The 20,083-nt window shown below is 75.0% G+C and carries 21 protein-coding genes; 8 read left to right on the top strand and 13 right to left on the bottom strand.

Annotation, left to right across the window (positions count from 1 at the left end; translation table 11 throughout):
- The first annotated feature begins 61 nt into the window (after nt 1–61).
- A complete protein-coding gene (locus AMK13_RS08720) occupies nt 62–895 on the top strand; it encodes an SAM-dependent methyltransferase (RefSeq protein WP_074001731.1) in 834 nt (277 codons plus the stop codon).
- Nucleotides 896–1,029: 134 nt separating this feature from the next.
- On the opposite strand, the gene AMK13_RS08725 is transcribed toward AMK13_RS08720, so the two are convergent.
- Nucleotides 1,030–1,593, bottom strand: coding sequence for an O-acetyl-ADP-ribose deacetylase (locus AMK13_RS08725; RefSeq protein ID WP_074001732.1), 564 nt, complete (start codon nt 1,591–1,593; stop codon nt 1,030–1,032).
- 249 nt (nt 1,594–1,842) lie between these two features.
- Here AMK13_RS08725 and AMK13_RS08730 point away from each other — a divergent pair, with 249 nt between their 5' ends.
- Nucleotides 1,843–3,336, top strand: a complete 1,494-nt coding sequence (locus AMK13_RS08730; protein WP_049654153.1) for a PP2C family protein-serine/threonine phosphatase — start codon at nt 1,843–1,845, stop codon at nt 3,334–3,336.
- A gap of 121 nt (nt 3,337–3,457) precedes the next feature.
- Here the strand turns inward: AMK13_RS08730 and AMK13_RS08735 are convergent, their stop codons facing one another.
- The 8 genes from AMK13_RS08735 to AMK13_RS08770 form a co-directional block, all read right to left on the bottom strand.
- A complete protein-coding gene (locus tag AMK13_RS08735; RefSeq protein WP_049654152.1) occupies nt 3,458–3,811 on the bottom strand; it encodes a DUF2516 family protein in 354 nt (117 codons plus the stop codon).
- Nucleotides 3,812–3,949: 138 nt separating this feature from the next.
- Nucleotides 3,950–4,483, bottom strand: coding sequence for a hypothetical protein (locus AMK13_RS08740; protein ID WP_074001733.1), 534 nt, complete (start codon nt 4,481–4,483; stop codon nt 3,950–3,952).
- A gap of 2 nt (nt 4,484–4,485) precedes the next feature.
- Nucleotides 4,486–4,893, bottom strand: a complete 408-nt coding sequence (locus AMK13_RS08745) for a helix-turn-helix domain-containing protein (protein WP_049654148.1) — start codon at nt 4,891–4,893, stop codon at nt 4,486–4,488.
- Between the two features lie 104 nt (nt 4,894–4,997).
- Entirely contained in the window at nt 4,998–5,801 is an 804-nt protein-coding gene (locus AMK13_RS08750; RefSeq protein ID WP_074001734.1) for an alpha/beta fold hydrolase, read from the bottom strand.
- An 82-nt stretch (nt 5,802–5,883) separates the two neighbouring features.
- A complete protein-coding gene (locus AMK13_RS08755; RefSeq protein ID WP_074001735.1) occupies nt 5,884–6,981 on the bottom strand; it encodes a DNA polymerase III subunit beta family protein in 1,098 nt (365 codons plus the stop codon).
- A 34-nt stretch (nt 6,982–7,015) separates the two neighbouring features.
- On the bottom strand, nt 7,016–8,020 hold the full coding sequence (locus tag AMK13_RS08760) for an RNA polymerase sigma-70 factor (RefSeq protein ID WP_241852798.1): 1,005 nt from the start codon (nt 8,018–8,020) through the stop codon (nt 7,016–7,018).
- 33 nt (nt 8,021–8,053) lie between these two features.
- Nucleotides 8,054–8,254, bottom strand: a complete 201-nt coding sequence (locus AMK13_RS08765; RefSeq protein ID WP_049654144.1) for a hypothetical protein — start codon at nt 8,252–8,254, stop codon at nt 8,054–8,056.
- Between the two features lie 25 nt (nt 8,255–8,279).
- Nucleotides 8,280–11,471: a DEAD/DEAH box helicase gene (locus AMK13_RS08770; protein ID WP_074001736.1), complete on the bottom strand. Its 3,192-nt coding sequence runs from the start codon at nt 11,469–11,471 to the stop codon at nt 8,280–8,282.
- Between the two features lie 184 nt (nt 11,472–11,655).
- Between AMK13_RS08770 and AMK13_RS08775 the strand changes: the two genes are divergently transcribed.
- A complete protein-coding gene (locus tag AMK13_RS08775; protein WP_074001737.1) occupies nt 11,656–12,270 on the top strand; it encodes a YceI family protein in 615 nt (204 codons plus the stop codon).
- A 112-nt stretch (nt 12,271–12,382) separates the two neighbouring features.
- Here the strand turns inward: AMK13_RS08775 and AMK13_RS08780 are convergent, their stop codons facing one another.
- A complete protein-coding gene (locus AMK13_RS08780; protein ID WP_074001738.1) occupies nt 12,383–13,369 on the bottom strand; it encodes a LysR family transcriptional regulator in 987 nt (328 codons plus the stop codon).
- A gap of 114 nt (nt 13,370–13,483) precedes the next feature.
- Here AMK13_RS08780 and AMK13_RS08785 point away from each other — a divergent pair, with 114 nt between their 5' ends.
- The gene (locus AMK13_RS08785) at nt 13,484–14,842 is read left to right on the top strand and encodes an MFS transporter (protein ID WP_074001739.1); all 1,359 of its coding nucleotides are present in this window, start codon (nt 13,484–13,486) and stop codon (nt 14,840–14,842) included.
- A gap of 9 nt (nt 14,843–14,851) precedes the next feature.
- Nucleotides 14,852–15,331: a macro domain-containing protein gene (locus AMK13_RS08790; RefSeq protein WP_074001740.1), complete on the top strand. Its 480-nt coding sequence runs from the start codon at nt 14,852–14,854 to the stop codon at nt 15,329–15,331.
- A gap of 70 nt (nt 15,332–15,401) precedes the next feature.
- Here AMK13_RS08790 and AMK13_RS08795 read toward each other — a convergent pair whose 3' ends face one another.
- Nucleotides 15,402–15,974 (bottom strand): GNAT family N-acetyltransferase, encoded by a 573-nt coding sequence (locus AMK13_RS08795; RefSeq protein WP_107086613.1) that lies wholly within the window; start codon nt 15,972–15,974, stop codon nt 15,402–15,404.
- A gap of 180 nt (nt 15,975–16,154) precedes the next feature.
- Between AMK13_RS08795 and AMK13_RS08800 the strand changes: the two genes are divergently transcribed.
- Both AMK13_RS08800 and AMK13_RS08805 read left to right on the top strand, forming a co-directional pair.
- Nucleotides 16,155–16,973, top strand: a complete 819-nt coding sequence (locus AMK13_RS08800) for a TetR/AcrR family transcriptional regulator (protein ID WP_234348640.1) — start codon at nt 16,155–16,157, stop codon at nt 16,971–16,973.
- A 251-nt stretch (nt 16,974–17,224) separates the two neighbouring features.
- Nucleotides 17,225–17,686: a hypothetical protein gene (locus AMK13_RS08805; protein ID WP_074001741.1), complete on the top strand. Its 462-nt coding sequence runs from the start codon at nt 17,225–17,227 to the stop codon at nt 17,684–17,686.
- 78 nt (nt 17,687–17,764) lie between these two features.
- Here the strand turns inward: AMK13_RS08805 and AMK13_RS08810 are convergent, their stop codons facing one another.
- Both AMK13_RS08810 and AMK13_RS08815 read right to left on the bottom strand, forming a co-directional pair.
- Entirely contained in the window at nt 17,765–19,045 is a 1,281-nt protein-coding gene (locus tag AMK13_RS08810; RefSeq protein WP_074001742.1) for a GNAT family N-acetyltransferase, read from the bottom strand.
- Nucleotides 19,046–19,085: 40 nt separating this feature from the next.
- The gene (locus AMK13_RS08815) at nt 19,086–19,607 is read right to left on the bottom strand and encodes a GNAT family N-acetyltransferase (RefSeq protein ID WP_074001743.1); all 522 of its coding nucleotides are present in this window, start codon (nt 19,605–19,607) and stop codon (nt 19,086–19,088) included.
- 124 nt (nt 19,608–19,731) lie between these two features.
- Between AMK13_RS08815 and AMK13_RS08820 the strand changes: the two genes are divergently transcribed.
- Nucleotides 19,732–20,055 (top strand): hypothetical protein, encoded by a 324-nt coding sequence (locus AMK13_RS08820; protein ID WP_074001744.1) that lies wholly within the window; start codon nt 19,732–19,734, stop codon nt 20,053–20,055.
- The last annotated feature ends 28 nt before the right edge of the window (nt 20,056–20,083 follow it).

Raw genomic sequence — 20,083 nt, forward strand, 5'->3', positions numbered from 1 at the left:
AACGGCCGCCATCGCCCCTGGTCAGCACGGTGCCGTCGGCGACCCGACTACCCTTCTGGGCATGGCTGCCTCCTTCGACCCCGCTCCCGCCGCGCCCGCCCGCGGACGGACCGGGCGCCCGGTCGGGACGGTCACCCGGGGCACCACCAACACCAACCGGCTGCGCCGGATGGACCGCTGGATCGCCCACACCCTCGGCCGTGCGCTGCGCGCCGCCGGGCGGCCGCCGGTCGCGGTGGACCTCGGCTACGGCGCCGCGCCGTGGACCGCCGTCGAACTGGCCGGACGGCTGCGCACGGTGCGGCCGGACGTCCGGGTGGTCGGGATCGAGATCGAGCCGGAGCGGGTCGCCGCCGCGCTGCCGTACGCCGAGCCGCCGCTGCTCACCTTCCGGCGCGGGGGCTTCGAGGTGCCGCTGGACGGCGGCGGGCCGGCCCAGCTGATCCGGGCCGCGAACGTGCTGCGGCAGTACGACGAATCGGCGGTCGCCGGGGTGTGGGAGCGGCTGTGCGCGCGGCTCGCCCCGGACGGACTGCTGGTCGAGGGCACCTGCGACGAGATCGGGCGGCGGCACGTCTGGGTCGCGCTCGGCCCGGAGGGGCCCCGGACGGTGACCTTCGCGGCCCGGCTGGGCGGCCTGGGCCAGCCCTCCGACCTGGCCGAGCGGCTGCCGAAGGCGCTGATCCACCACAACGTGCCGGGGCGGCCCGTGCACGCCTTCCTGGCCGACTTCGACCGGGCCTGGGCGGCGGCCGCGCCGTACGGGGCGTTCGGGGCGCGGCAGCGCTGGGTGGCGGCCTGCACGGCACTGGCGGGCAGCTGGCCGCTGGTGGACGCGCGCGGGCGGTGGCGGCAGGGTGAGGTCACGGTGCCCTGGTCGGCGCTCGCGCCGTAGCCGCCGTGGCCGTCGTGGCCGCCGTGCGGGCGGTGCGCGCCGGGAGCCGGTGAGCGATTCGATACGTTCACTCGAACGAGTTATCGAATATCTCTGGCGTGTTGACGCCCCGACACGCCACGATGGTCCCGCCCTCAGACCCCCCGGCCGAACAGCTCCCGCCGGGCCCGCTCGAACACCCCGTACATCTCCGACCCGAACAGCACGAACCGCACCTCCGCCAGCTCCGCGCCCGCCTCCGCGTCACCGCCGTCCAGCACCTCCGCGACGGTGCCGAGCGCGATCCGGGCCGCGTCCGTCGGCGGCCAGCCGTAGATCCCGGCCGACACCGCCGGGAAGGCCACCGTGCGCGCGCCGAGCCCCGCCGCGGCACGCAGCGACTCGCGATAGCAGGAGGCCAACAGCTCCGCCCGCTCCTCGTACTCCTCCGCCCGGTACACCGGCCCGACGGTGTGCACCACCCACCGGGCGGGCAGCCGTCCGGCCGTCGTCGCCACCGCCCGACCGGTGGGCAGCCCCTTGCCCCAGTGCGAGGCGCGCAGCCGGCGGCACTCCTCCAGGACCTGCGGTCCGCCCTTGCGGTGGATCGCGCCGTCCACCCCACCACCGCCCAGCAGGGACGAGTTGGCGGCGTTCACCACGACGTCCACCGGCTGTTCCGTGATGTCACCCTCCACCAGAGTGATCCGCGCAACCATCGCCCTCTCCCCTTTCCCGGAGCCGCCCTGGCAGCCTTTCCGGCAGCCACCCGACGGAGCCCGGGTGCTCGTCCGAGTCCAGTCACCACACCACCACCGGCGTGGCAATAGCCACAACGGCGCCGGTCGGCCAGAGAAATCCCCGGAGATCACGTTATGGTCGCGAGAAGTTCCCCGACGCGCGGTGCCAGGCGGGCACTGCGGACGGACGTCGACCGTTACGCAGTCGGGGAAAGGGAGGAACCACCGATGCCCGCAACGGGAGACGGGCGGGCACCTGGTGCCGCGGGCCTGCCGGGCGCCCATGACGGCGCCCCCGTCGGTCATGCCCGAAGCCGCGTCACGACCGGACCGGCCTCGGCGGCTCCCCCGATACCCCACCCCCGCTCGCGGGCCGCGCACGCCTCCCACCCGTCCCACATCTCCGACCCGGGCGGCCCGGCGGCGGACGGACCGGCCGACGGCGCCCCGCTGCGGCTGCTGGTCATCGAGGACGACGCCTCGGACGCCCAGCTGATCAAGGCGGCGGTGGCCGACAGCGGCACCTCGATCGAGATCCACTGGGCCCGCGGCCTGGACCAGGCCACCGAACTGCTCGCCCCGCCCGTGAACTGGGCCCGGCGCGGGCGCTCCCGCACCCCCGAGTTCGGCTGCGTGCTGCTCGACCTCGCCGCGCCCGCCGACCTGCCGCACCCGACCGACTCCTCGGACGGGCTGGAGGGCCTGCACGAGCTGCTCCGCCGGGCCCCGCACACCCCGGTCGTGGTGCTCACCGACGCCGCCGGGGCCGAACTCGGGGCGGCCGCCGTCGCCGCCGGCGCCCAGGACTTCCTGCTCAAGCACGAGACGGACGGCCCGCTGCTCGCCCGCGCCCTGCGCTACGCCGTCGAGCGCAAGCGCGCCGACGAGTCCCAGCGCCGCCTGGTCGAGGCCGAGTTGCGCGGCCAGGAGAACGCCCGCCTCCAGCGCCACCTGCTGCCCACCCCGCTGCTCGACGGCGCCGGGCTCTCCTTCACCCGGCGCTACCGCCCCGGCCGCCGCCGCGCACTGCTCGGCGGCGACTTCTACGACGCCGTGCGCACCGACGACGGCGCCGTCCACGTCGTGATCGGCGACGTCTGCGGCCACGGCCCGGACGAGGCCGCGCTCGGCGTCGCGCTCCGGATAGCGTGGCGCACTCTGGTCTTCGCGGGCCTCACCGGCGAGACCCTGCTCACCACCCTCCAGCACGTGCTGGAGCACGAACGGCGCAGCGACGAGATCTTCGCGACGCTCTGCATGCTGGTCATCGAGCCCGGCGGCCCCGGCAGCGGCCTCGACTCGCTCGGCACCGGCGAGCGGGCCCGGCTCTACCTCGCCGGGCACCCGGCGCCGCTGCTGCTCGGCCGGGACCACGAGCCGATCACCCTGCCCGCCGACCTCGCCGGGCCCGCGCTCGGCCTGCTTCCGTGCCACGACGGGCAGTCCGCCTGGCCCGCCCACGAGGTCGAACTGCGGGCCGGCTGGCGGCTGTTGCTCTACACCGACGGACTGATCGAGGGCCGGGTCGGGGCCGGATCGCGCCGGCTGGGCCAGGACGGGCTCGCGGACCTGATCGGCGACCACCAGGCCGCCGGACTGACCCGGGGGCGGCTGATCGACAGCGCCATCGCCGAGGTCGAGGAGCTGAACGGCGGCGCGCTGACCGACGACGTCGCGGTGCTGCTGCTGGAGCGCAACCCGGTGCAGCTGATCCTCGGCTGATCCCCGGCCGAGGGGCGCGCGGACGGACGCGGAAGCGGTCGACGAAGAACGAGGGCGGACAACGCGACGGCCCGGGCGGGTGAACTCCCCGCCCGGGCCGTCGCGTTGTCGGCTGCCGCTCCTACCAGGGGCCGTACGGCCCGGTGTTGCTCCGACCGCCCCGGCCGCCGCTGCCGCCGGTCAGCGCCCGGATCGCCGGGCGGACGTCCACCACGTAGACGATCGAGGCGACCAGGCCGGCCAGGGTGCCGATGCCGGTGAAGAAGTTCACCCCGAACAGGAAGTCCCAGCCGAAGGAGATCGCCAGGATCGCCACCCAGAAGCCCTTGGTCTTCTTGTCGGCCGCCCGGTAGGCGTCCTCCCGGCGGGTGACCGCGTCGGCCAGGGCGAACAGCTTGTAGGCGAGGATGGCGATGGTCGCCCACCAGATCGGGTTCAGGTAGGAAAAGGCCAGAATCTGCAACACTCCGACCATTTCGATCTCCTCTGCTCTCGACTCCGGCGCTGCGACCGCTGCCCATCCTGGCACGACGACCGTCCGCGACGGGCTCAACGTCCCGTGGTCACCGGATGTGCCCCACGGGGTACGGGGGCGTGTCGGACACGCCCCGGGTCACTCCGCGGCGTCGGCGGCGCCCTTGCGGGCCCGCGCGGACTTCTTCGGGGCGGGCTCGGCGTCGACCTCCGAGACCTCCACGACCTCCGCCACCGGCTCGGCCTCGACCAGCTCCGCGGCCGGCTCGGGCCGCTCGGCCTCGTCCGGCGTGCCCGGGCGGGCCTTGTCCACCACGACCTTGCCGCGCTCGGCCAGCTCGTCGTACGTCTCCTTGGCCTTCACCGCCAGCTCGACAGCGCGGGCCACCTGCTGCAGGGCGAAGCCCTGGGCCCGCTCCTGCAGGGCCTTGAGGTCGGTCGGCAGGGTGGTGACGGTCTCGGTGACCTTGGCCTGCGCCCCGGTCAGCAGCGACTGCGCCTCCTGGAGCCTGGCGGTCGCCTTCTCCTGCGCACCCTTGCGGTCCGCCGCCAGCGCCTCGACCCGGCCCGGCACCTCGCGCAGCTTCTCGTACGCGAGGTCTCCGGCGCCGGCCAGGGCGTACAGCGGGGTCGGGTCGCCGAGGGTCTTCTTGATCTCGTCGGTGATGGGCATGGTTACCGGTCCTCCCGGTGGGTGTTCTGGGTGGCTGGGCCGTCGGCCGTCGGCTTGGGAGCCGACGACGCGTTCTCCTTGAGGAAGGCGTCGTAGACCGCGAGCAGCGCCTGCTTCTGCTGCTCGTTGATCAGCGGATCGGCCAGGATCGAGGCCCGCAGCTCCAGGCCCTCGCCCCGCCGCTCCTCCAGGATCCCGGCCTGGACGTACAGCGTCTCCGCCGAGATCCGCAGCGCCTTGGCGATCTGCTGGAGGATCTCCGCGCTCGGCTTGCGCAGCCCGCGCTCGATCTGGCTGAGGTACGGGTTGGACACGCCGGCGGCCTCCGCCAGCTGCCGCAGCGAGTACTGGGCGTTGCGGCGCTGCTCGCGGATGTACTCGCCCAGCGAGCCGACGTTCAGTGAGGCCATGCGGACAGCCTGCAACACCCTGCTTGCAAATGCAAGCAGGGTGCTAGCGGTAGCAAACGGGCCCTGCCGGGAGACCGGCCGGGTGGGCGGGCCGGGGCCGGGGGTCAGGCCAGGTGGGCGAGGAGGAGCTCGATGAGCCGTTCGGGGGTGCGCAGCGGGAGGTAGTGGTCGGCGTCCGGGACGAGGTGGCCGCGGGCGCCGGGGATGTCGGCGGCGAGCCGCCGGGCGATCGCCGCGATCTCCGGGTGGTCGCGGTCGCCGTGGACGACCAGGGTGGGCGCGGCGACGGTGCCGAGGAGCGGTTCGGCCGCCCGGGCCGGCGCGCCCGCGAGGTGGTGCTCGCTGACGATCCGGCGGGCCGCGTTCTCCTCGACCATCGTCGCGATCAGCTCGCCGCCCGGCGCGTCGCGGCCCATGGCGGCCCAGACGGAGAGCTCCAGTTCGGCCAGCGCCGCCGTGTCGCCCCGGCGCCGGGCCTCGGCGTAGGCGGTGGTCTCCGGGGACGGCGGCCAGTCGTGGCCGCTGACCGAGGCGCCGACCAGGCCGAGCGCGGCGACCCGGTCGGGGTGGGCGAGGGCGAAGTCCAGCGCGGTCTCCCCGCCCATGCTCAGGCCGACCAGCGCGGCGCGGCGCAGACCGAAGTGGTCCAGAACGGCGAGCAGGTCCGCGACGTCGTCGAAGGCCCGCTCCGGCGCGGCGGACCGGCCGAGGCCGCGGGCGTCGTAGCGGATCACGTCGTGGTGCCGGGACAGCGCCGGAGCGACGGCGTCCCACAACCGGGAGTCCATGCCGGAGCCGTGCAGCAGGACCACCGGGCTGCCGGTGCCGCGGCGCTCCGCCCACAGCCGGCCGCCGCCGGGGGCCGGGACGTGGACCTCGGAGGCGCGGGGATCGGGGTGCGGGCTCATGCGGTGATCCTTCCAGAGCCCGCGCAGGCCAGGCCGGTGAGGCTGGTCAGGCCGCGGCGGTCAAGCGGTCAGGCCGAGGCGGTCAGGCGGACTCGGGCAGCCGGACGGGCATCAGGACCGAGAAGGTGCCCGCCCGCCCGGGGGTGCGGACGGCCAACGGGGCGATCGGGCCGCCGAGTTCGAGGAGCAGCTGTCCGGGCCGCCCGGCGTCGAGGGCGTCGAGCAGGAAGTCCCGGTTGACGGCCAGTCGGTAGCCCTCGGGGGCCGGGTCGTCGGCGACCGTCAGGCTTCCGTCCCCGGCCAGGGTCAGGACGGTGACCTCGCAGTCGGCGCCGTCCGGGCCGGAGGGCAGGGTGCGGGTGGCGCCGGTCTCGACGGCGGCGCGCAGTTCGGCGGCGGACAGGGTGATCCGGTGCTCCGGTTCGAGCCGGGTGACGGCCCGGTGGTCGGGGTAGTCGACGTTCAACGCGACGCCCTCGATGCGGTGCTCCCCGACCTCGGCCCGGACCGGTCCGTCCCCGAGGGTGAGCGCCACCTCGGCCGGGCCCGCGCCGAGCAGTGCGCGCAGCGCGTCCACCAGCGCGGTCGGGACGACGGTGCCGGCCACCGGCTGCTCGGGCGTGTCGCCGGTGGCGGGCACCTCGGCGAAGGCCATCCGGTAGCGGTCGGTGGCGACCAGGCGCAGCACCGGTCCGTCCGGTTCGAAGAGCACGCCGGCGAGCGAGGGCAGCTCCGGGCGCCCGCAGACCGCGAAGCGGACCGCGTCCAGGGCGGCCGCGAGCTCCTCGGCCGGGACGGTGAGCCGGAGTCCGGCGGGGGTGGTGGTCATCGGCTGCTCCCTCTGGTCGATCATCGCGTGGATCAGGGAGAGCTCGCGGCGGGCGTCGGCGAGGCCGTCCTCCAGCCGGCGCAGGTGTGCGTCAAGCACCTGCCGGGCCTCACCGCTGCCGGGCGCGGCGCCGAGCACGGCGCGGATGCCGGCCAGCGGCAGGCCGACCCGGCGCAGCCGGGCCAGCAGCCGGGCGTCGGCGAGCTGGCCGGGCCGGTACCAGCGGTAGCCGGTCTGCGGGTCCACCCAGGCGGGGGTGAGCACCTCGGCGCCGTCGTAGTAGCGCAGGGTGCCGACGCCCAGGCCGCTGGCGCGGGCCAGTTCGCCGATGCTGTGCAGCTCGCTCTCCATGCCGGTGACTCTGCGGGCTCGACCTGGTCGAGGGTCAAGCCGGGCCGGAGCGGTCGGCGCTGCCGTCGGCGCCGGGAGCGGGGGCGGGGGCGGGGGCGGGGGCCGGGCCGGCCAGGTGGGCCAGCTTGCGCGGGTTGCGGACCGCGCGGATCTCGGAGATCCGCACGGCGCCGTCGGGCTGCTCGGCGAACTCGAAGACGGTGACGGAGTCGACCGCGCCGTCCACGGTGACCAGCACGCCGGGCACGCCGTTGACCAGCACCGGACGGACACCGGCCCCCTCGCCCAGCCGGCGGAGCACCCCGAGGACGAAGCGGGCGACGTTGTCGGCGCCGGTGACCGGCCGCAGCGCGGCGCTGATCACCCCGCCGCCGTCCGTCCAGCTGGTGACGTCGGGGGCGAGCAGTTCCAGCATCCGGTTGAGGTCGCCGCCGACGCAGGCCGCCAGGAACTCGTCGGTGGCACGGCGGCGCAGCTCGGGCGGGGCGTCGTAGCGCGGCCGGCGGGCGCGCACGTGCGCCCGGGCCCGGCTGCCGACCTGGCGGCAGGCGGCCTCGGTGCGGTCCAGGGCCTCGGCGATCTCCTGGTAGGAGAAGCCGAAGGCCTCCTTGAGCACGAACACCGCCCGCTCCAGCGGGGACAGGCTCTCCAGGACCACCAGCAGGGCGACCGAGACGGTCTCGGCCCGCTCGACGCCGTCGGTCGCGTCCGGCTCGGCGACCAGCGGCTCGGGCAGCCAGGGGCCGACGTAGGACTCGCGGCGGACGGCGGCCGAGTCCAGCTTGTTGAGGGCGAGGTTGGTGACCGTACGGGCCAGGAAGCCGCCGGGACTGGCGACCGGGCCGGTGACGCCGCTCCAGCGCAGCCAGGTGTCCTGGACCAGGTCCTCGGCGTCGGCGACGCTGCCGAGCATCCGGTAGGCGATGCCGAAGACCGTCCGCCGGTGCCGCTCGAAGTCGGCCAGCCGGGGGTCGGTCGGCCCGGTCGCGCTGGTCTGCCCGGCTTCACCGGCCGGCCCGGTCTCGTGGGTGTCGGTCACCCGCGCGACGCTACCGCACGGTAGTCGTCGCGCTCAGCTCCGGAAGGCCTCGTAGGCGGGGGCCAGCACGGCGGAGAGGTCGCGGCCGTACGCGGTGATGCCGGAGCGGCCGAGGCGGCGCAGCGAGGGCTCGTCCGGGCCGTCCTCCTCCTCCGCCGGGGCGGGGCTCAGGGTGAAGTCGCCGCGCCAGTAGGCGGCGACGTTGACCACGGGCGGTCTCGGTTCGTCGGTCACACGTCCTCCTCGGTGCCGGAACCGGTCATAGGTCCTCCTCGGCCACGGCGTCCTCCCGGGTGAGGGCGACCAGTTCGCGCAGTGCGTCGACCGGCAGGTCGGTGAGCCAGCGCTCCCCCTCCCCCACCACCGCCTCGGCCAACGAGCGCTTGGCGGTGAGGAGTTCGTCGATCCGCTCCTCGACGGTGCCGACGCAGACCAGTCGGCGGACCTGGACGTCCCGGCGCTGGCCGATCCGGAAGGCGCGGTCGGTGGCCTGCTCCTCGACCGCCGGGTTCCACCAGCGGTCCAGGTGGATCACCTGGTTGGCGGCGGTCAGGTTGAGGCCGGTACCGCCGGCCCGCAGCGAGAGCAGGAACACCCGTGGCCCGTCCGGGGACTGGAAGCGGTCGACCAGCTCCTCGCGGCGCGCCCGGGCCAGGCCGCCGTGCAGGTAGAGCACCTCCTCGCCGAGCCTGCGCTCCAGGTACGGGCGGAGCATCGCGCCGAACTCGGCGTACTGGGTGAAGACCAGCGTCCGGTCGCCCTCGGCCAGCGCCTCCTCCAGCAGTTCGGCCAGCCGGGCGACCTTGCCCGAACGCCCGGCCACCGCCGAACCGTCGTGCAGCAGTTGGGCCGGGTGGTTGCAGACCTGCTTGAGCTTGCCGATCGAGGCCAGCACCGTGCCGCGCCGCTCCACGCCCCGGATGCCCTCGACCCGCCGCAGCAGGTCGGCGACCACGGCCTGGTAGAGGCCGGCCTGCTCGGCGGTGAGGTTGCACCAGACGGTCATCTCCTGCTTGGCGGGCAGCTCGGCCGCCACCGCCGGGTCGGACTTGACCCGGCGCAGCACGAACGGGGCGGTGCGGCGCAGGAGTTCGGCGGTGCGCTCGGGGTTGCGGTGCAGCTCGACCGGGATCGCGTAGCGCTCCTTGAAGCGCTCGGCCGGGCCGAGCAGGCCCGGGTTGGCGAAGTCCAGGACGGCGTGCAGTTCGGCGAGCCGGTTCTCCACCGGGGTGCCGGTGAGGGCGATCCGGTGCCGGGTGACGGGCAGCGACCGGATCGCCCGGGACTGCGCGGTGCCGGTGTTCTTGATGTGCTGGGCCTCGTCGGCGACCACCCGGCGCCAGCGGATCGCGCGCAGGGCGGCGAGGTCGCGCTGGACCAGCCCGTAGGTGGTGATGACCAGGTCCACGCCCCGTACGGCTTCGGCGAGTTGCTCCGCGCCGAGGCGGCCGGCCCCGTGGTGGACGTACCGCCGCAGGCCGGGGGCGAAGCGCTCGGCCTCGCGCTGCCAGTTGCCGACCAGGGACATCGGGCAGACCAGCAGGGTCGGGCCGACGGCGCCACCGGGCCGTTCGGAGGCCTTCCCGGAGGCCTTCCCGGAGGCCTGCTCGGGGACCTTCTCGGAGGCCTTCTCCGCAGCCAGCAGGGCGAGCGTCTGGACGGTCTTGCCGAGGCCCATGTCGTCCGCCAGCACGGCGCCGAGGCCGAGCCCGGACATGGTCCGCAGCCAGGCCAGCCCGCGCTCCTGGTACGGGCGCAGCTCGGCCCGGAAGTCCGGCGGCAGCTCCGGCGCCACCGCGCCGCCGCCCCGCCCGGCGAGCAGGTCGCCGAGCGGGCCGTCCGCGCGCACCGAGGTGACCGGCAGCCCGGCGACCGTCGCGTCCGGGTCGAGGGCGAGCCGGAGCAGTTCGGTGGCGGCGAGCACGCCGTCGCGCCGGTCGGCGAGGAAGGCGAGGGCGGCGGCGATCTGGGCCGGGTCGGCCTCCAGCCAGGTGCCGCGCACCCGGACCAACCCCTGCTTGGCGGCGGCGAGTTCGGCCAGTTCGCGCTCGGTGAGCGGCTCCCCCTCCGGGCCGAGCGCGGCCTGCCACCGGAAGGCGACCACGGTGTCCCGGTCCACCTGGCTGGTGACCGCGAGGGTGCCGGGCGCGGGCGGGATGGTGGCGCGCAGGGCGAGCCCGAGCCGGGGGCGGCGGCGCCACCAGGCGGGCAGCAGCACCCCGAAGCCGCCCTCAGCGAGGGCGGGCGCGGCGGTGCGCAGGAAGTCCAGCGCACCGGCCCGGTCGAGCGGCAGGGCGGACGGGCGGGAGCGGTGGCGCAGCCCGTCCAGGGCGGGCCAGCGGTGGGCGGCGCGGGCGAGCTCGGCGACCAGGACGTCGACCGGGTCGGCGGCCTTGCGGGCGAGCGCGGCGTGGGCGGCGCCGCCCTCGTGCAGGTCGGCGGCGCGGACCAGCAGGGAGGGCTCGTCCACGGCCTGGAGCAGGAACTCCAGCCGCCAGGCGTCGTCGGAGGGGCGGCCCTCGGGGTCGTCCGCGTCGGGGCCGAGCGGCTCGACCAGGCGGAAGCAGAGCCGCAGCGCCGGGTCGACGGGCTCGGCGGCGGCGTACCAGGCGCCGAGCCGGCGGCGAAGTTCGGCGACCTCCCCGGCCGGGGCGCCGTCGATCGCGCCGTCGGGGGTGGCGAGGGCGTGCAGCCAGCGCTCGGCGACGGCCTCCCCCGGCGCGGGGAAGGGGGTGTCCGCCAGTGCGGCGCGGGCCTCGGCGTCCACCAGTGCGCCCAGGGCCGCGCCCAGCAGCGCCTCGCCGCTGCCGGGGCCGTGCGGCCACTCCCCCAGCAGGACGGGCGGGCAGCCGGCGGCCAGGGCGGCGGCCTCGCCGCGCCCGGCCGGGGTGGGATCGGGCCGCCACCGCGCCCGCGGCCGGCCGTCGGCGGCGGTCACGGGCAGCGGCAGCACCCGGCCCCGGCCGACCGTCCGCCAGGCGAGGTCGTGCACCCCGGTGAGCCAGCGCAGCGAGGGGCCGTGGACCACCTCGACCCGTCCGGCGCCGGGCAGGTCGGTGCCGGTGACGGCCCAGACCGGGTCGAAGACCTCGCCGAGCAGTTGGGCGGCGGCCCCGGCGTCGAAGAGCAGGGCCGGCACGCGCCAGGGGGTGAGCACGGCGCCGCCGCGCGGCGGGGTGACCGGCAGGTCGGGCGAGGGCGCGGGGGCGGTGCCGACGGTGGGCAGCAGCAGGGTGGCCCAGCGCTCGGGGGCCTGGCCGGCGAGCCAGCCGAGGCCCGGGCCGATGCCGCCGAGCACGGCGGCCAGCTCGCCGGCCGGGCAGGCGTAGGGGTGGGCGCGCGGGGCGGGCCGGTCGGGGTGCGGCTCGGGGGCGCCGGGGTGGGCGCGGGCGTCCTCGGCCCAGAGCGCCAGCCGCCCGTCCGCCCGCCAGAGCGCGTGCAGGACGAACATCGGGGGCCTTCCGGGCGGGGTGGGAACCGTCCTTCGCAGCCTAGCCGGGAGGGCCGACAGGACCGGTCCGCTGAGCCGTTCGGGGGAAGCCCCGACGCCATGGTTGAAAGTTGAACGAAGTTGTCCTACGCTGGAGCCAACAAGTTGAAGCCTAAACAACTGGCTTCGAACCAAGGAGGAAGCCATGGGCCTGTTCAACCGCACCAAGACCGTCACCGCCCCCGCCGCGGCCACCGTCCGGACCCCGGCCGGTCCGGACCTCGCCCACCTGACCGGCGACTGGACGATCGACACCACGCACAGCGAGATCGGCTTCTCGGTCCGCCACGCGATGGTCACCAACGTCAAGGGCCGCTTCACCGAGTACGACGGCGCGCTGCACCTGGACGGGACCCACCCGGGCAACTCCACGGCCGAGCTGGTGATCAAGGTCGCGAGCGTCGACACCAACCAGGCCCAGCGCGACGAGCACCTGCGCACCGGCGACTTCTTCGCCGCCGACGCCCACCCGGAGATCCGCTTCCGCAGCACCTCCGCCCAGCTGGTCGGCGGCGACTCGTACCGGATGACCGGCGACCTCACCATCAAGGGCACCACCCGCCCGGTCGTGCTCGACCTGGAGTACACCGGCAGCGCCACCGACGCGTACGGCGCCGACCGGGTCGGCTTCGAGGGCAAGGCCGTCCTCGACCGCACCGAGTTCGGCCTGACCTACAACGCCGCGCTGGAGACCGGCGGCGTGCTGATCGGCGAGAAGGTCAAGCTCAGCTTCGAGATCTCCGCCGTCAAGGCGGCCTGAGCCGGCCGTCCCCGTCGCGGGTCGCCCCCGTCGCGGCCGGCCTCGCCCCGTCGCGGGCCGCCCCCTGAGCACCGTCCCTGCCCCTCCCCCCGGGGGCAGGGGCGGTTTTCGCCTACCCCGGGGGGAGCAGCGCCGCGTCCGCCGCGGGGAGCCAGCTGCCCGGCGGGCGGCGCAGCCAGCCCTCGGCCGCGCCGAGCTCGTCCGCCGCCGCGGCCAGCGCCCGCAGCCCCGGGTGACGCTCGCCGGGCCGGTGCACCAGGCTGACCAGGGTCAGCGGCACCGGCTCCACCAGCGGCACGTTCACCGTCCCCGGCATCCGCGGACCGCCGACCGTGGTCAGCATCGGATCGCCGTGCCGGACCAGGTAGCGGGCGGTCTCGTCCACGCCGACCGGCGGCGCGTACGGCGCGGCCGCCGTCAGGCCGTGCTCGCGCAGCAGCCGGGTGCCGAGGTCGGCCCACTCGGTGGTGGCCGGGTTGCCCACGCAGACGTCGACGGGGTGCCCGACCAGGTCCGACAGGCGCAGGGCGGCGCGGCCGGCCAGCGGATGGGTGTCCGCCATCATCACCGAGACCCGCTCCAACCGCACCGGCAGCTGGACGAGTTGACCGCGCACCGGGGCGGGCAGTCCGGCGAAGCGCCCGAAGGAGGCGTCCAGCCGGTGGGCCAGGAGCTCGGCGGCGGCCGCGGCCAGCCCGCCGTGGAAGCGGGCCAGCAGTTCGCCCTCCGGCCAGGCGGCGCGGGCCCGTTCGAGCACCCGGTCGGCGGCGAGGTCCGGGCCGTTGACGTCGCTGTTGAGGTCGAGCAGCAGCGGCCGGGCGGCGGCCCCGGCCCCGGTCGCCGCCTCGGCGAGGATCTCGTCGTGCAGGGCGAGGAACCGGCGCGCCCGGGGCAGCAACCGCCGCCCGGCCGGGGTGAGTTCGACGCTGCGGGTGGTGCGGGTGAACAGCGCGTCGCCGAGCAGCCCCTCCAGGGTCCGGACGTCCCGGCTGAGCGCCTGCTGGGCGGTGTGCAGCCGCTCGGCGGCCAGGCCGAAGTGCAGGGTCTCGGCGGTCGCGACGAAGCCGCGGAGCAGACGGGGGTGCAGGTCACGGGGCATGGGCGGCAGATTAACAACAGGGTGTTGTGAGTGCGGCGAAACAGGTGTTGGACGGCCGCCCGCCGCCGGCACCAGGCTGGGGGCACCCCCTTCCCACCTGCTCACAGGAGCCCGATGCCCTCGCGCGCCCTCCTCACCTCCTACCGGCGGCTGTTCGCGGCCCCCGGCGCCGTCGCCTTCACCCTGACCGGGCTGCTCGGCCGGCTGGCGCTGTCGATGAACGGCGTCGCACTGGTGGTGCTGCTCTCCGAACGGCGCGGCTCGTACGGGCTGGCCGGGGCGGTCTCGGCGACCGGGCTGGTCACCGGCGCGATCGGGATGCCGCTGATCGGACGGCTGGTGGACCGGTACGGGCAGGCGCGGGTGACGGTACCGGCCGCGCTGTACAACGCCGTTCCGCTGACCGGCCTGCTGCTCGGCGTCCGGCTCGGCGCACCCGACTGGACGCTCCTCCTCTGCTCCGCGGCCTGGGCGGCGGCGCCCAACCTCGGCGGCATGGCCCGCTCCCGCTGGGCGCACCTGCACCGGGACGACCCGGCCGCCCGGCACCTGGCCAACTCCTTCGAGCAGGCGCTGGACGAACTCTGCTTCATGGCCGGACCGGTGCTCGCGATGGTGCTCTGCACCACGTTCGCCCCGGAGGCCGGACTGATCACCGCCGGCGCCCTCGGCACCACCGGCGCCCTGCTGTTCGCCGCCCAGCGGCGCACCGAACCGCCGCTGCCGCCGCCCGTCCCGGCCGGCTCTGTCGGCTCGGCCGACTCGGCCGGCTCCCCGCTGCGGGTGCCCGGGCTGCGGGTGCTGGTGCTGACCTTCCTGGCGACCGGCATGGTCTTCGGCGCGACCGAGATCACCACCGTGGCGTACGCCGACGCGCTCGGCCACAAGGCGTCGGCCGGCCTGCTGCTGGCCCTGGTCGCGGCCGGCTCCTGCCTGGCGGGGCTGCTGTTCGGACTGCTGGCCCCGCGTCGGGCGCCGGGCCCGCGCTTCCTGCTCGGCGCCACGGCGATGGTCGTGGTGCTGCTGCTGCCGCTCGCCGCCGGACTGGGCGGGGCCGGTCTCGGACTGCTCGGCGTGGCGCTGTTCGCGGCCGGCACCGCCACCGCGCCGACCATGGTGACGGGAATGACGCTGGTCCAGGAGCTGCTGCCGCGGCGGCAGTTCAACGAGGGGATGGCGATGGCGGTGTCCGGCATCGTGGTCGGCATCTCGGCGGGGGCGGCGCTCGCCGGGGCGGTCGCCGAGCGGGCCGCTCCGGGCACCGGCTACGCCCTGCCCGCCGCGGCCGCCGGGCTCGCGCTGCTGATCGCGCTGGCGGGGCGGCGGCACCTGGCGACGCCGGGGGCGGCGACGACCGGCGGCGCCTCGGGTCCCGTCTCGAACGGTGCGTCGGACGGTGCATCAGGTGCATCAGGTGCGGCGGGTTCGGCTGCGGCGGATAATTCCGAGCGGATTGTCAGTGCCTCCCTCTAACGTCGAGGCATGGAGGAAATCACCTACGTCCGAGGCGATGCCACCACGCCGCACGGCAAGGGCGTGAAGGTGATCGCGCACGTCTGCAACGACCTCGGCGGCTGGGGCAAGGGCTTCGTGCTCGCGCTCTCCAGACGCTGGCCCGAGCCGGAGGCGGCGTACCGGCGCTGGCACCGGGAGCGGGCGACGAACGACTTCGGGCTCGGCGCCGTCCAGCTGGTGCAGGTCGATCCGCACGTCTGGGTGGCCAACCTGGTCGGCCAGCGCGGCATCCGGACGGGGCGCTCCACCGGGGTGCCCGTGCGGTACGAGGCGATCGACACCGGGCTGGACGCGCTGGGCGGGCACGCGCTCCGGCTCGGCGCCTCCGTCCACATGCCGCGGATCGGCTGCGGTCTGGCGGGCGGGCGCTGGGAGCGGGTCGAGCCGCTGGTCACCGCCCGGCTGACGGACCGGGGCGTCCCGGTGACGGTCTACGACTTCGACTGACCGGGCCGCTCCGGCGCCGCTTCCACGTCCACCGGTCCGTTCCTACTGATCCGTTCCCATCGGTCCGTTCCTACCGGTCCGCCGGCTCCGGCCGGTCGGCCCCGGTCGCCACGCGCTCGGCCGGCCAGGCGTACACGTACTCGGGCAGCAGGAATCCGCCGGGGAACTCCCCCTCCTGTGCCCGGACCCGCTCGGCGCCCTCGCGCTCGTAGAAGGCGATCGCGCGGGTGTTGTCCCGCAGCACCTCCAGGGAGAGTGCGGCCCCGGGGTGCCGCTCGGCGACATGGGCGCGGCCCGCGGTCAGCAGCTCGCGGCCGATGCCGCCACCGTTCAGGCCGGGGCGCACGTGCAGGTTGTCGATCAGCACCCCGCCGTCCGGCTGCGGGACGAGGTAGATGAACCCGACCACCGCACCGGCCCGTTCGGCGATCAGGAGCTCGGGCGTGTTCTCCGGCTCCCCGTAGTCGGCGTCCAGGCGCAGTTCCCACAGCTCGCGCCGCTGGGCCGCCATCCCGTCGCCCAGCCCCTCCGCCGGGACGATCCCCCGGTAGGTGGTGCGCCAGCTGTGGGCGTGCAGCTCGGCGACGGCCTCGGCGTCCCGCACTCCGCCGCGCCGAATGACGATCTGTCCTGAACTGATCATGTGACCAGCCTCCCACAGAGATGGAGTTGAACATGTTCAACCGAAGCGTCTACAGTTCCCCTCAGCTTTTGAACGCGTTCGAAATTCGGGGGGTCATCGTGGTACCGGGTGCGGAGGGGGCATCCGGTGCCACGAACACCGACACCGGATGGAACGTCGTCTCCGGCTAGGCTCGTCCTCGTGGACGACCTGGCAGCGACGAACCGAACGGACGGCGGGAACGGCACGGCCGGGGCTCCGGCCGTGCCCGGACCGGAGGGCGGCCCCGCACCGGAGGGCGGGCCCCTGCCCGGCGGCCGGGCCCAGCCGAAGACCGACAAGAGTGAGGCGACCCGTGCCCTGATCCTGGAGACGGCCATGCGGCTGTTCCAGGAACGGGGCTACGAGAAGACCACCATGCGCGCCATCGCCACCGAGGCCGGCGTCTCGGTGGGCAACGCCTACTACTACTTCTCGGCGAAGGAATTCCTGATCCAGGGGTTCTACGACCGGATGACCTACGAGCACGCGGCCGACGCCAGGCGCCGGATGGCCCACACCCGGGACTTCTCCGAGCGGCTGCGGATCGCGCTGGACTCCTGGCTCGACACGGCCGCGCCGTACCACGAGTTCTCCGCGCAGTTCTTCCGCACCGCCGCCGACCCGACCAGCTCGCTGAGCCCGTTCTCCAACGAGTCCCACCCGGCCCGGGCGACGGCGGTCGAGCTGTTCCGCGACGTCCTCCAGGGCTCGGAGCTGGCGCCCAAGCTGGACGCCGAACTGGTCGAGCTGCTGCCGGACGTGCTCTGGCTCTACCTGATGATCGTGGTGCTGTACTGGGTCTTCGACCGCACCCCGGACACCGAGCGGACCAGGGAGTTCGTCCGGCGCTCGACGCCGCTCGCGGCGCGGATGATCAACCTGTCCCGCTACCGGGTCTTCCGGCCGATCGTCCGCGACGCCAAGGGCCTGATCCAGGACTTCATCCTGCCCACCATCGGCAAGGCGGCGGTCAAGTAGCGCCCGCCCCGGCCACGGACGGAACGCATCCGGCCGGGCACTCCCCCACCGGGAGTGCCCGGCCGGATGCGTTTCGGGAGCCCACCATCCACGCCCTGACTCGTCGTCAACCACCATGCCCCAGCCGGATCAAGGCGGCAGGATTTTCGATTTGGCCGAAGATCATTCACCCGTTCGAGGGATGGAAGCGCCCACCGCGGCGATCTAGCGTGAACATGCAATCCGACAGGAAGACAAGGAGATCAGTTCACATGCGTTCCCTGACCTCGACTCTCAAGTCCCGCATGGCTCCCGTGGTGTTGCTCGCCGCCTGCACGACGGCCCTGGCCGCGCCCCACGCGGTGGCGGCCCCGAACTCGGTGGCACCGGGCTCCACCGCCGTCGACCTCTGGGTGAAGAACTACCAGGGCCTGGGCACGGTCAAGGGCACGCTGTCCTGGGACGGCGAGGGCGGATACTCCTTCGTGGGAACCGCCGACGCGACCTGCGACGTGGCCAGCAGGGTCACCGCGTGGCTCGAGTACGGAGGCGCCGGCGAGAGCTGGAAGCAGTCCGCCGAGGCGGACTGCAAGAAGTCGCCGCGCGTCGCCGACGTGAAGGTCTCCGGGACCCTGAACAAGGGCGAGAAGCTGGAGCTGCGCGTCAGCTCGTGGCGCGAGTGGGCGATCGACGCCTACCGGGCGAGCGCCAAGCAGGTCTACACCATCTCCTGAGCCCCGAGCGGCTGTTTCGGCTGTCGTCACGCCGGAGGCCGGCCCGCGAACGGGTCGGCCTCCGGCGTGTGCGCGGGATCAGAACTCGGTCGGCGTCCAGGCCCGCAGCGGGGTGCGCAGCAGCAGGTCGGCGGCGGCGGCCGCGCCCGGGCGCAGTTCGGTGAGCAGGGCGGCCGCGGCCAGCCTCGACGCCGTCTCCGCGCCCAGGTAGAGCGAGCCCAACTCCGAGGCGCCGAGCGCGAGGTCGGCGTCGTCCGTGGTCCGGACGCAGCGGCCGGTGCCGTCCTCGGCCGTCTCCAGCGCCCAACGGCCGGAGGCGTAGCCGAGCCTGTCGTCGACCTCCAGCACCACCCGGCCGGGGGCGCCGTAGCTCCGGGCGCCGAACGCGGCCTCGACGTCCAGCACCCGCAGCCACACGAGGTCCCCGTTGCCCTCGTGCGGGGTGGCCGCGCGCGGGTCCTGGAGCAGCAGCGGCAGCGGGTCGTCCGGGGCGAGCTTGGGCACCTCGACCCGGGACACCCAGTCGACCGACAGCACCAGGCGCCACAGCTCGACGGCGGTGGGCAGGTCGAGGGCGATGAACTCGCTCACGGTGAGCTTGCAGTCGGGGTAGGCGCCGTCCCACTTGTTGGCGATCCGGTAGAGCACCAGGCCGGTGACCTCCCCGGCGGCGTCCCGGTGGACGGCGGCGAAGGGCTCCTTGAACTCGTCGCCCGGCGCCCGCACCTCGCCGGAGGTGCGCTCCCACCAGAGCGCGTCGCGCTCGATCGCCCCCGGCTGGGTGCGCCGCCAGCGCTCGTGCAGGTCTGCTCCCAGCTCGCGCAGCTCCGCCATGGTCACGAAGTCGGTCCGGCCGCCGGGGACGCCCGACAGGCCCTCGCGCAGACCGCGGGTGCGGCGCAGGTCGATGTTCCAGCCGGCGCCCTGGGTGGCCGGGCCGAAGCCGAAGCGGCCGTAGATGTTGTACTCGGCGGCGGCCAGGATCGCGACCGCGCTGCCGCGCTCGGCGGCGGCCGCGAGGTCCCGCCGCATCATCGCGCTGAGCAGGCCGCGGCGGCGGTGGGTGGCGGTGACCGCGACGTTGGTGATGGCGTCGGCCGGCACGACGGCCCCGCCCGGGACGGTCAGTTCGGTGTCGAAGCTGCGGAAGGTGGCGATCTGGCGCTCGCCGTCGAAGCCGGCCAGCATCCGGCCGGGCTCCCAGTAGCGGCGGCGCAGGTCCTCCGCGACGGCCACCTCGGGGCGCAGGAAGCCGAAGTTGAGCGCCCGGTTCCACTCCGCGACCTCGTCCACCGAGACGGCCCGTACCTGGAGCCCGCTCACGGTGTCGACGGCCGCGTGATCGTTGCTGTTGCCCATGGGGCCACCGTACGGCGGCCTTTCGGGGGCGGCATCCGATTTATTCCGTGCGCGACCCGGTGTGCTCGCCCGGCACCACCACCCAGTGGTTGGTCCGCAGGACGCGGTCCGCGAAGTCCAGGTCCCGCTCGCCGAGCAGCCGGAAGCCGAGCGCCCGGCAGATCCCGTTGGACGGCCCGTTGGCCGTCCCCGGGTTGGCGTGCACCTCGCCCCAGCGGCCGTCCTCGGCGGCGGCGTCCAGCACCAGGCGGACGGCCGCCTTGGCGAGGCCGCGGCCCTGGTACTCGGGCAGCACCATCCAGCCGATCTCGGAGACCGGCACGCCGTCCTCCTCGTCCGACCAGAGCGTGACGACGCCCGCGGCCTCGTCGCCCCCGGCGGAGTCCGGCACGATCATCCTGATCCAGGCGCCGTCCGCGGCCACCTCGGCCAGGTCCTTGCGCAGCCGCGCCTCCACCTTCTCCCGGGGCAGCGGCCCGCCCAGCTCGGCCATCATCACCGGGTCGCACCGCATCCGGACGTACGCCTCGACGTCCCCCGCCCGAACATCCCGCAGCCGCATGACGCCTCCTCAGTGCCGGTCCGGCGGCCACGCTAGCGCGACCCGCCGACAGTGGCGTCCCGGCGGCCCGACCTGGCATCCTCGTGCCGGTTCAGGCACAAACGATCCGTTTTCGGGGGGAACCATGGAGGACCAGTACGTCCGCCGGCTGAAGGACTACGAGAGCTGGTCGCTGGCGGCGAAGCTGGTCGGCGGGCTGACCGTGGCCAGCTGGCTCTGGGCGCTGTGGCTGGTCTTCCTCCCGGCCGCGGGGATCTGCGGCACACCGGCCTTCTACGAGCCGACCGGCTTCCACATGGCGGAGGCCTGCGACTCCGAGATGATCGGCCGGATCGGCGGCGCGCTCGCCGTGTTCCTCGTGTCGATCCCGTTCGCCGCCGCCTGGGGCTGGACCGTCGTGCGGCTGCGCGACAGCCGCCAGGCCCTGGCCGACCTGGCCGACCGGTAGCCCGCCGGAGCTGCGGCCTTCGTGACGG

The sequence above is a fragment of the Streptomyces sp. CB02056 genome (assembly GCF_001905545.1).
In the GTDB taxonomy this organism is placed as follows: domain Bacteria; phylum Actinomycetota; class Actinomycetes; order Streptomycetales; family Streptomycetaceae; genus Kitasatospora.

What these genes read in the sequence shown, in the direction of transcription:
- AMK13_RS08720 (WP_074001731.1), top strand. Translation starts at nt 62, where the DNA reads ATGGCTGCCTCCTTCGACCCCGCTCCCGCCGCGCCCGCCCGCGGACGG.
- AMK13_RS08725 (WP_074001732.1), bottom strand. Translation starts at nt 1,593, where the DNA reads ATGGTTGCGCGGATCACTCTGGTGGAGGGTGACATCACGGAACAGCCG.
- AMK13_RS08730 (WP_049654153.1), top strand. Translation starts at nt 1,843, where the DNA reads ATGCCCGCAACGGGAGACGGGCGGGCACCTGGTGCCGCGGGCCTGCCG.
- AMK13_RS08735 (WP_049654152.1), bottom strand. Translation starts at nt 3,811, where the DNA reads ATGGTCGGAGTGTTGCAGATTCTGGCCTTTTCCTACCTGAACCCGATC.
- AMK13_RS08740 (WP_074001733.1), bottom strand. Translation starts at nt 4,483, where the DNA reads ATGCCCATCACCGACGAGATCAAGAAGACCCTCGGCGACCCGACCCCG.
- AMK13_RS08745 (WP_049654148.1), bottom strand. Translation starts at nt 4,893, where the DNA reads ATGGCCTCACTGAACGTCGGCTCGCTGGGCGAGTACATCCGCGAGCAG.
- AMK13_RS08750 (WP_074001734.1), bottom strand. Translation starts at nt 5,801, where the DNA reads ATGAGCCCGCACCCCGATCCCCGCGCCTCCGAGGTCCACGTCCCGGCC.
- AMK13_RS08755 (WP_074001735.1), bottom strand. Translation starts at nt 6,981, where the DNA reads ATGGAGAGCGAGCTGCACAGCATCGGCGAACTGGCCCGCGCCAGCGGC.
- AMK13_RS08770 (WP_074001736.1), bottom strand. Translation starts at nt 11,471, where the DNA reads ATGTTCGTCCTGCACGCGCTCTGGCGGGCGGACGGGCGGCTGGCGCTC.
- AMK13_RS08775 (WP_074001737.1), top strand. Translation starts at nt 11,656, where the DNA reads ATGGGCCTGTTCAACCGCACCAAGACCGTCACCGCCCCCGCCGCGGCC.
- AMK13_RS08780 (WP_074001738.1), bottom strand. Translation starts at nt 13,369, where the DNA reads ATGCCCCGTGACCTGCACCCCCGTCTGCTCCGCGGCTTCGTCGCGACC.
- AMK13_RS08785 (WP_074001739.1), top strand. Translation starts at nt 13,484, where the DNA reads ATGCCCTCGCGCGCCCTCCTCACCTCCTACCGGCGGCTGTTCGCGGCC.
- AMK13_RS08790 (WP_074001740.1), top strand. Translation starts at nt 14,852, where the DNA reads ATGGAGGAAATCACCTACGTCCGAGGCGATGCCACCACGCCGCACGGC.
- AMK13_RS08795 (WP_107086613.1), bottom strand. Translation starts at nt 15,974, where the DNA reads ATGATCAGTTCAGGACAGATCGTCATTCGGCGCGGCGGAGTGCGGGAC.
- AMK13_RS08805 (WP_074001741.1), top strand. Translation starts at nt 17,225, where the DNA reads ATGCGTTCCCTGACCTCGACTCTCAAGTCCCGCATGGCTCCCGTGGTG.
- AMK13_RS08810 (WP_074001742.1), bottom strand. Translation starts at nt 19,045, where the DNA reads ATGGGCAACAGCAACGATCACGCGGCCGTCGACACCGTGAGCGGGCTC.
- AMK13_RS08815 (WP_074001743.1), bottom strand. Translation starts at nt 19,607, where the DNA reads ATGCGGCTGCGGGATGTTCGGGCGGGGGACGTCGAGGCGTACGTCCGG.
- AMK13_RS08820 (WP_074001744.1), top strand. Translation starts at nt 19,732, where the DNA reads ATGGAGGACCAGTACGTCCGCCGGCTGAAGGACTACGAGAGCTGGTCG.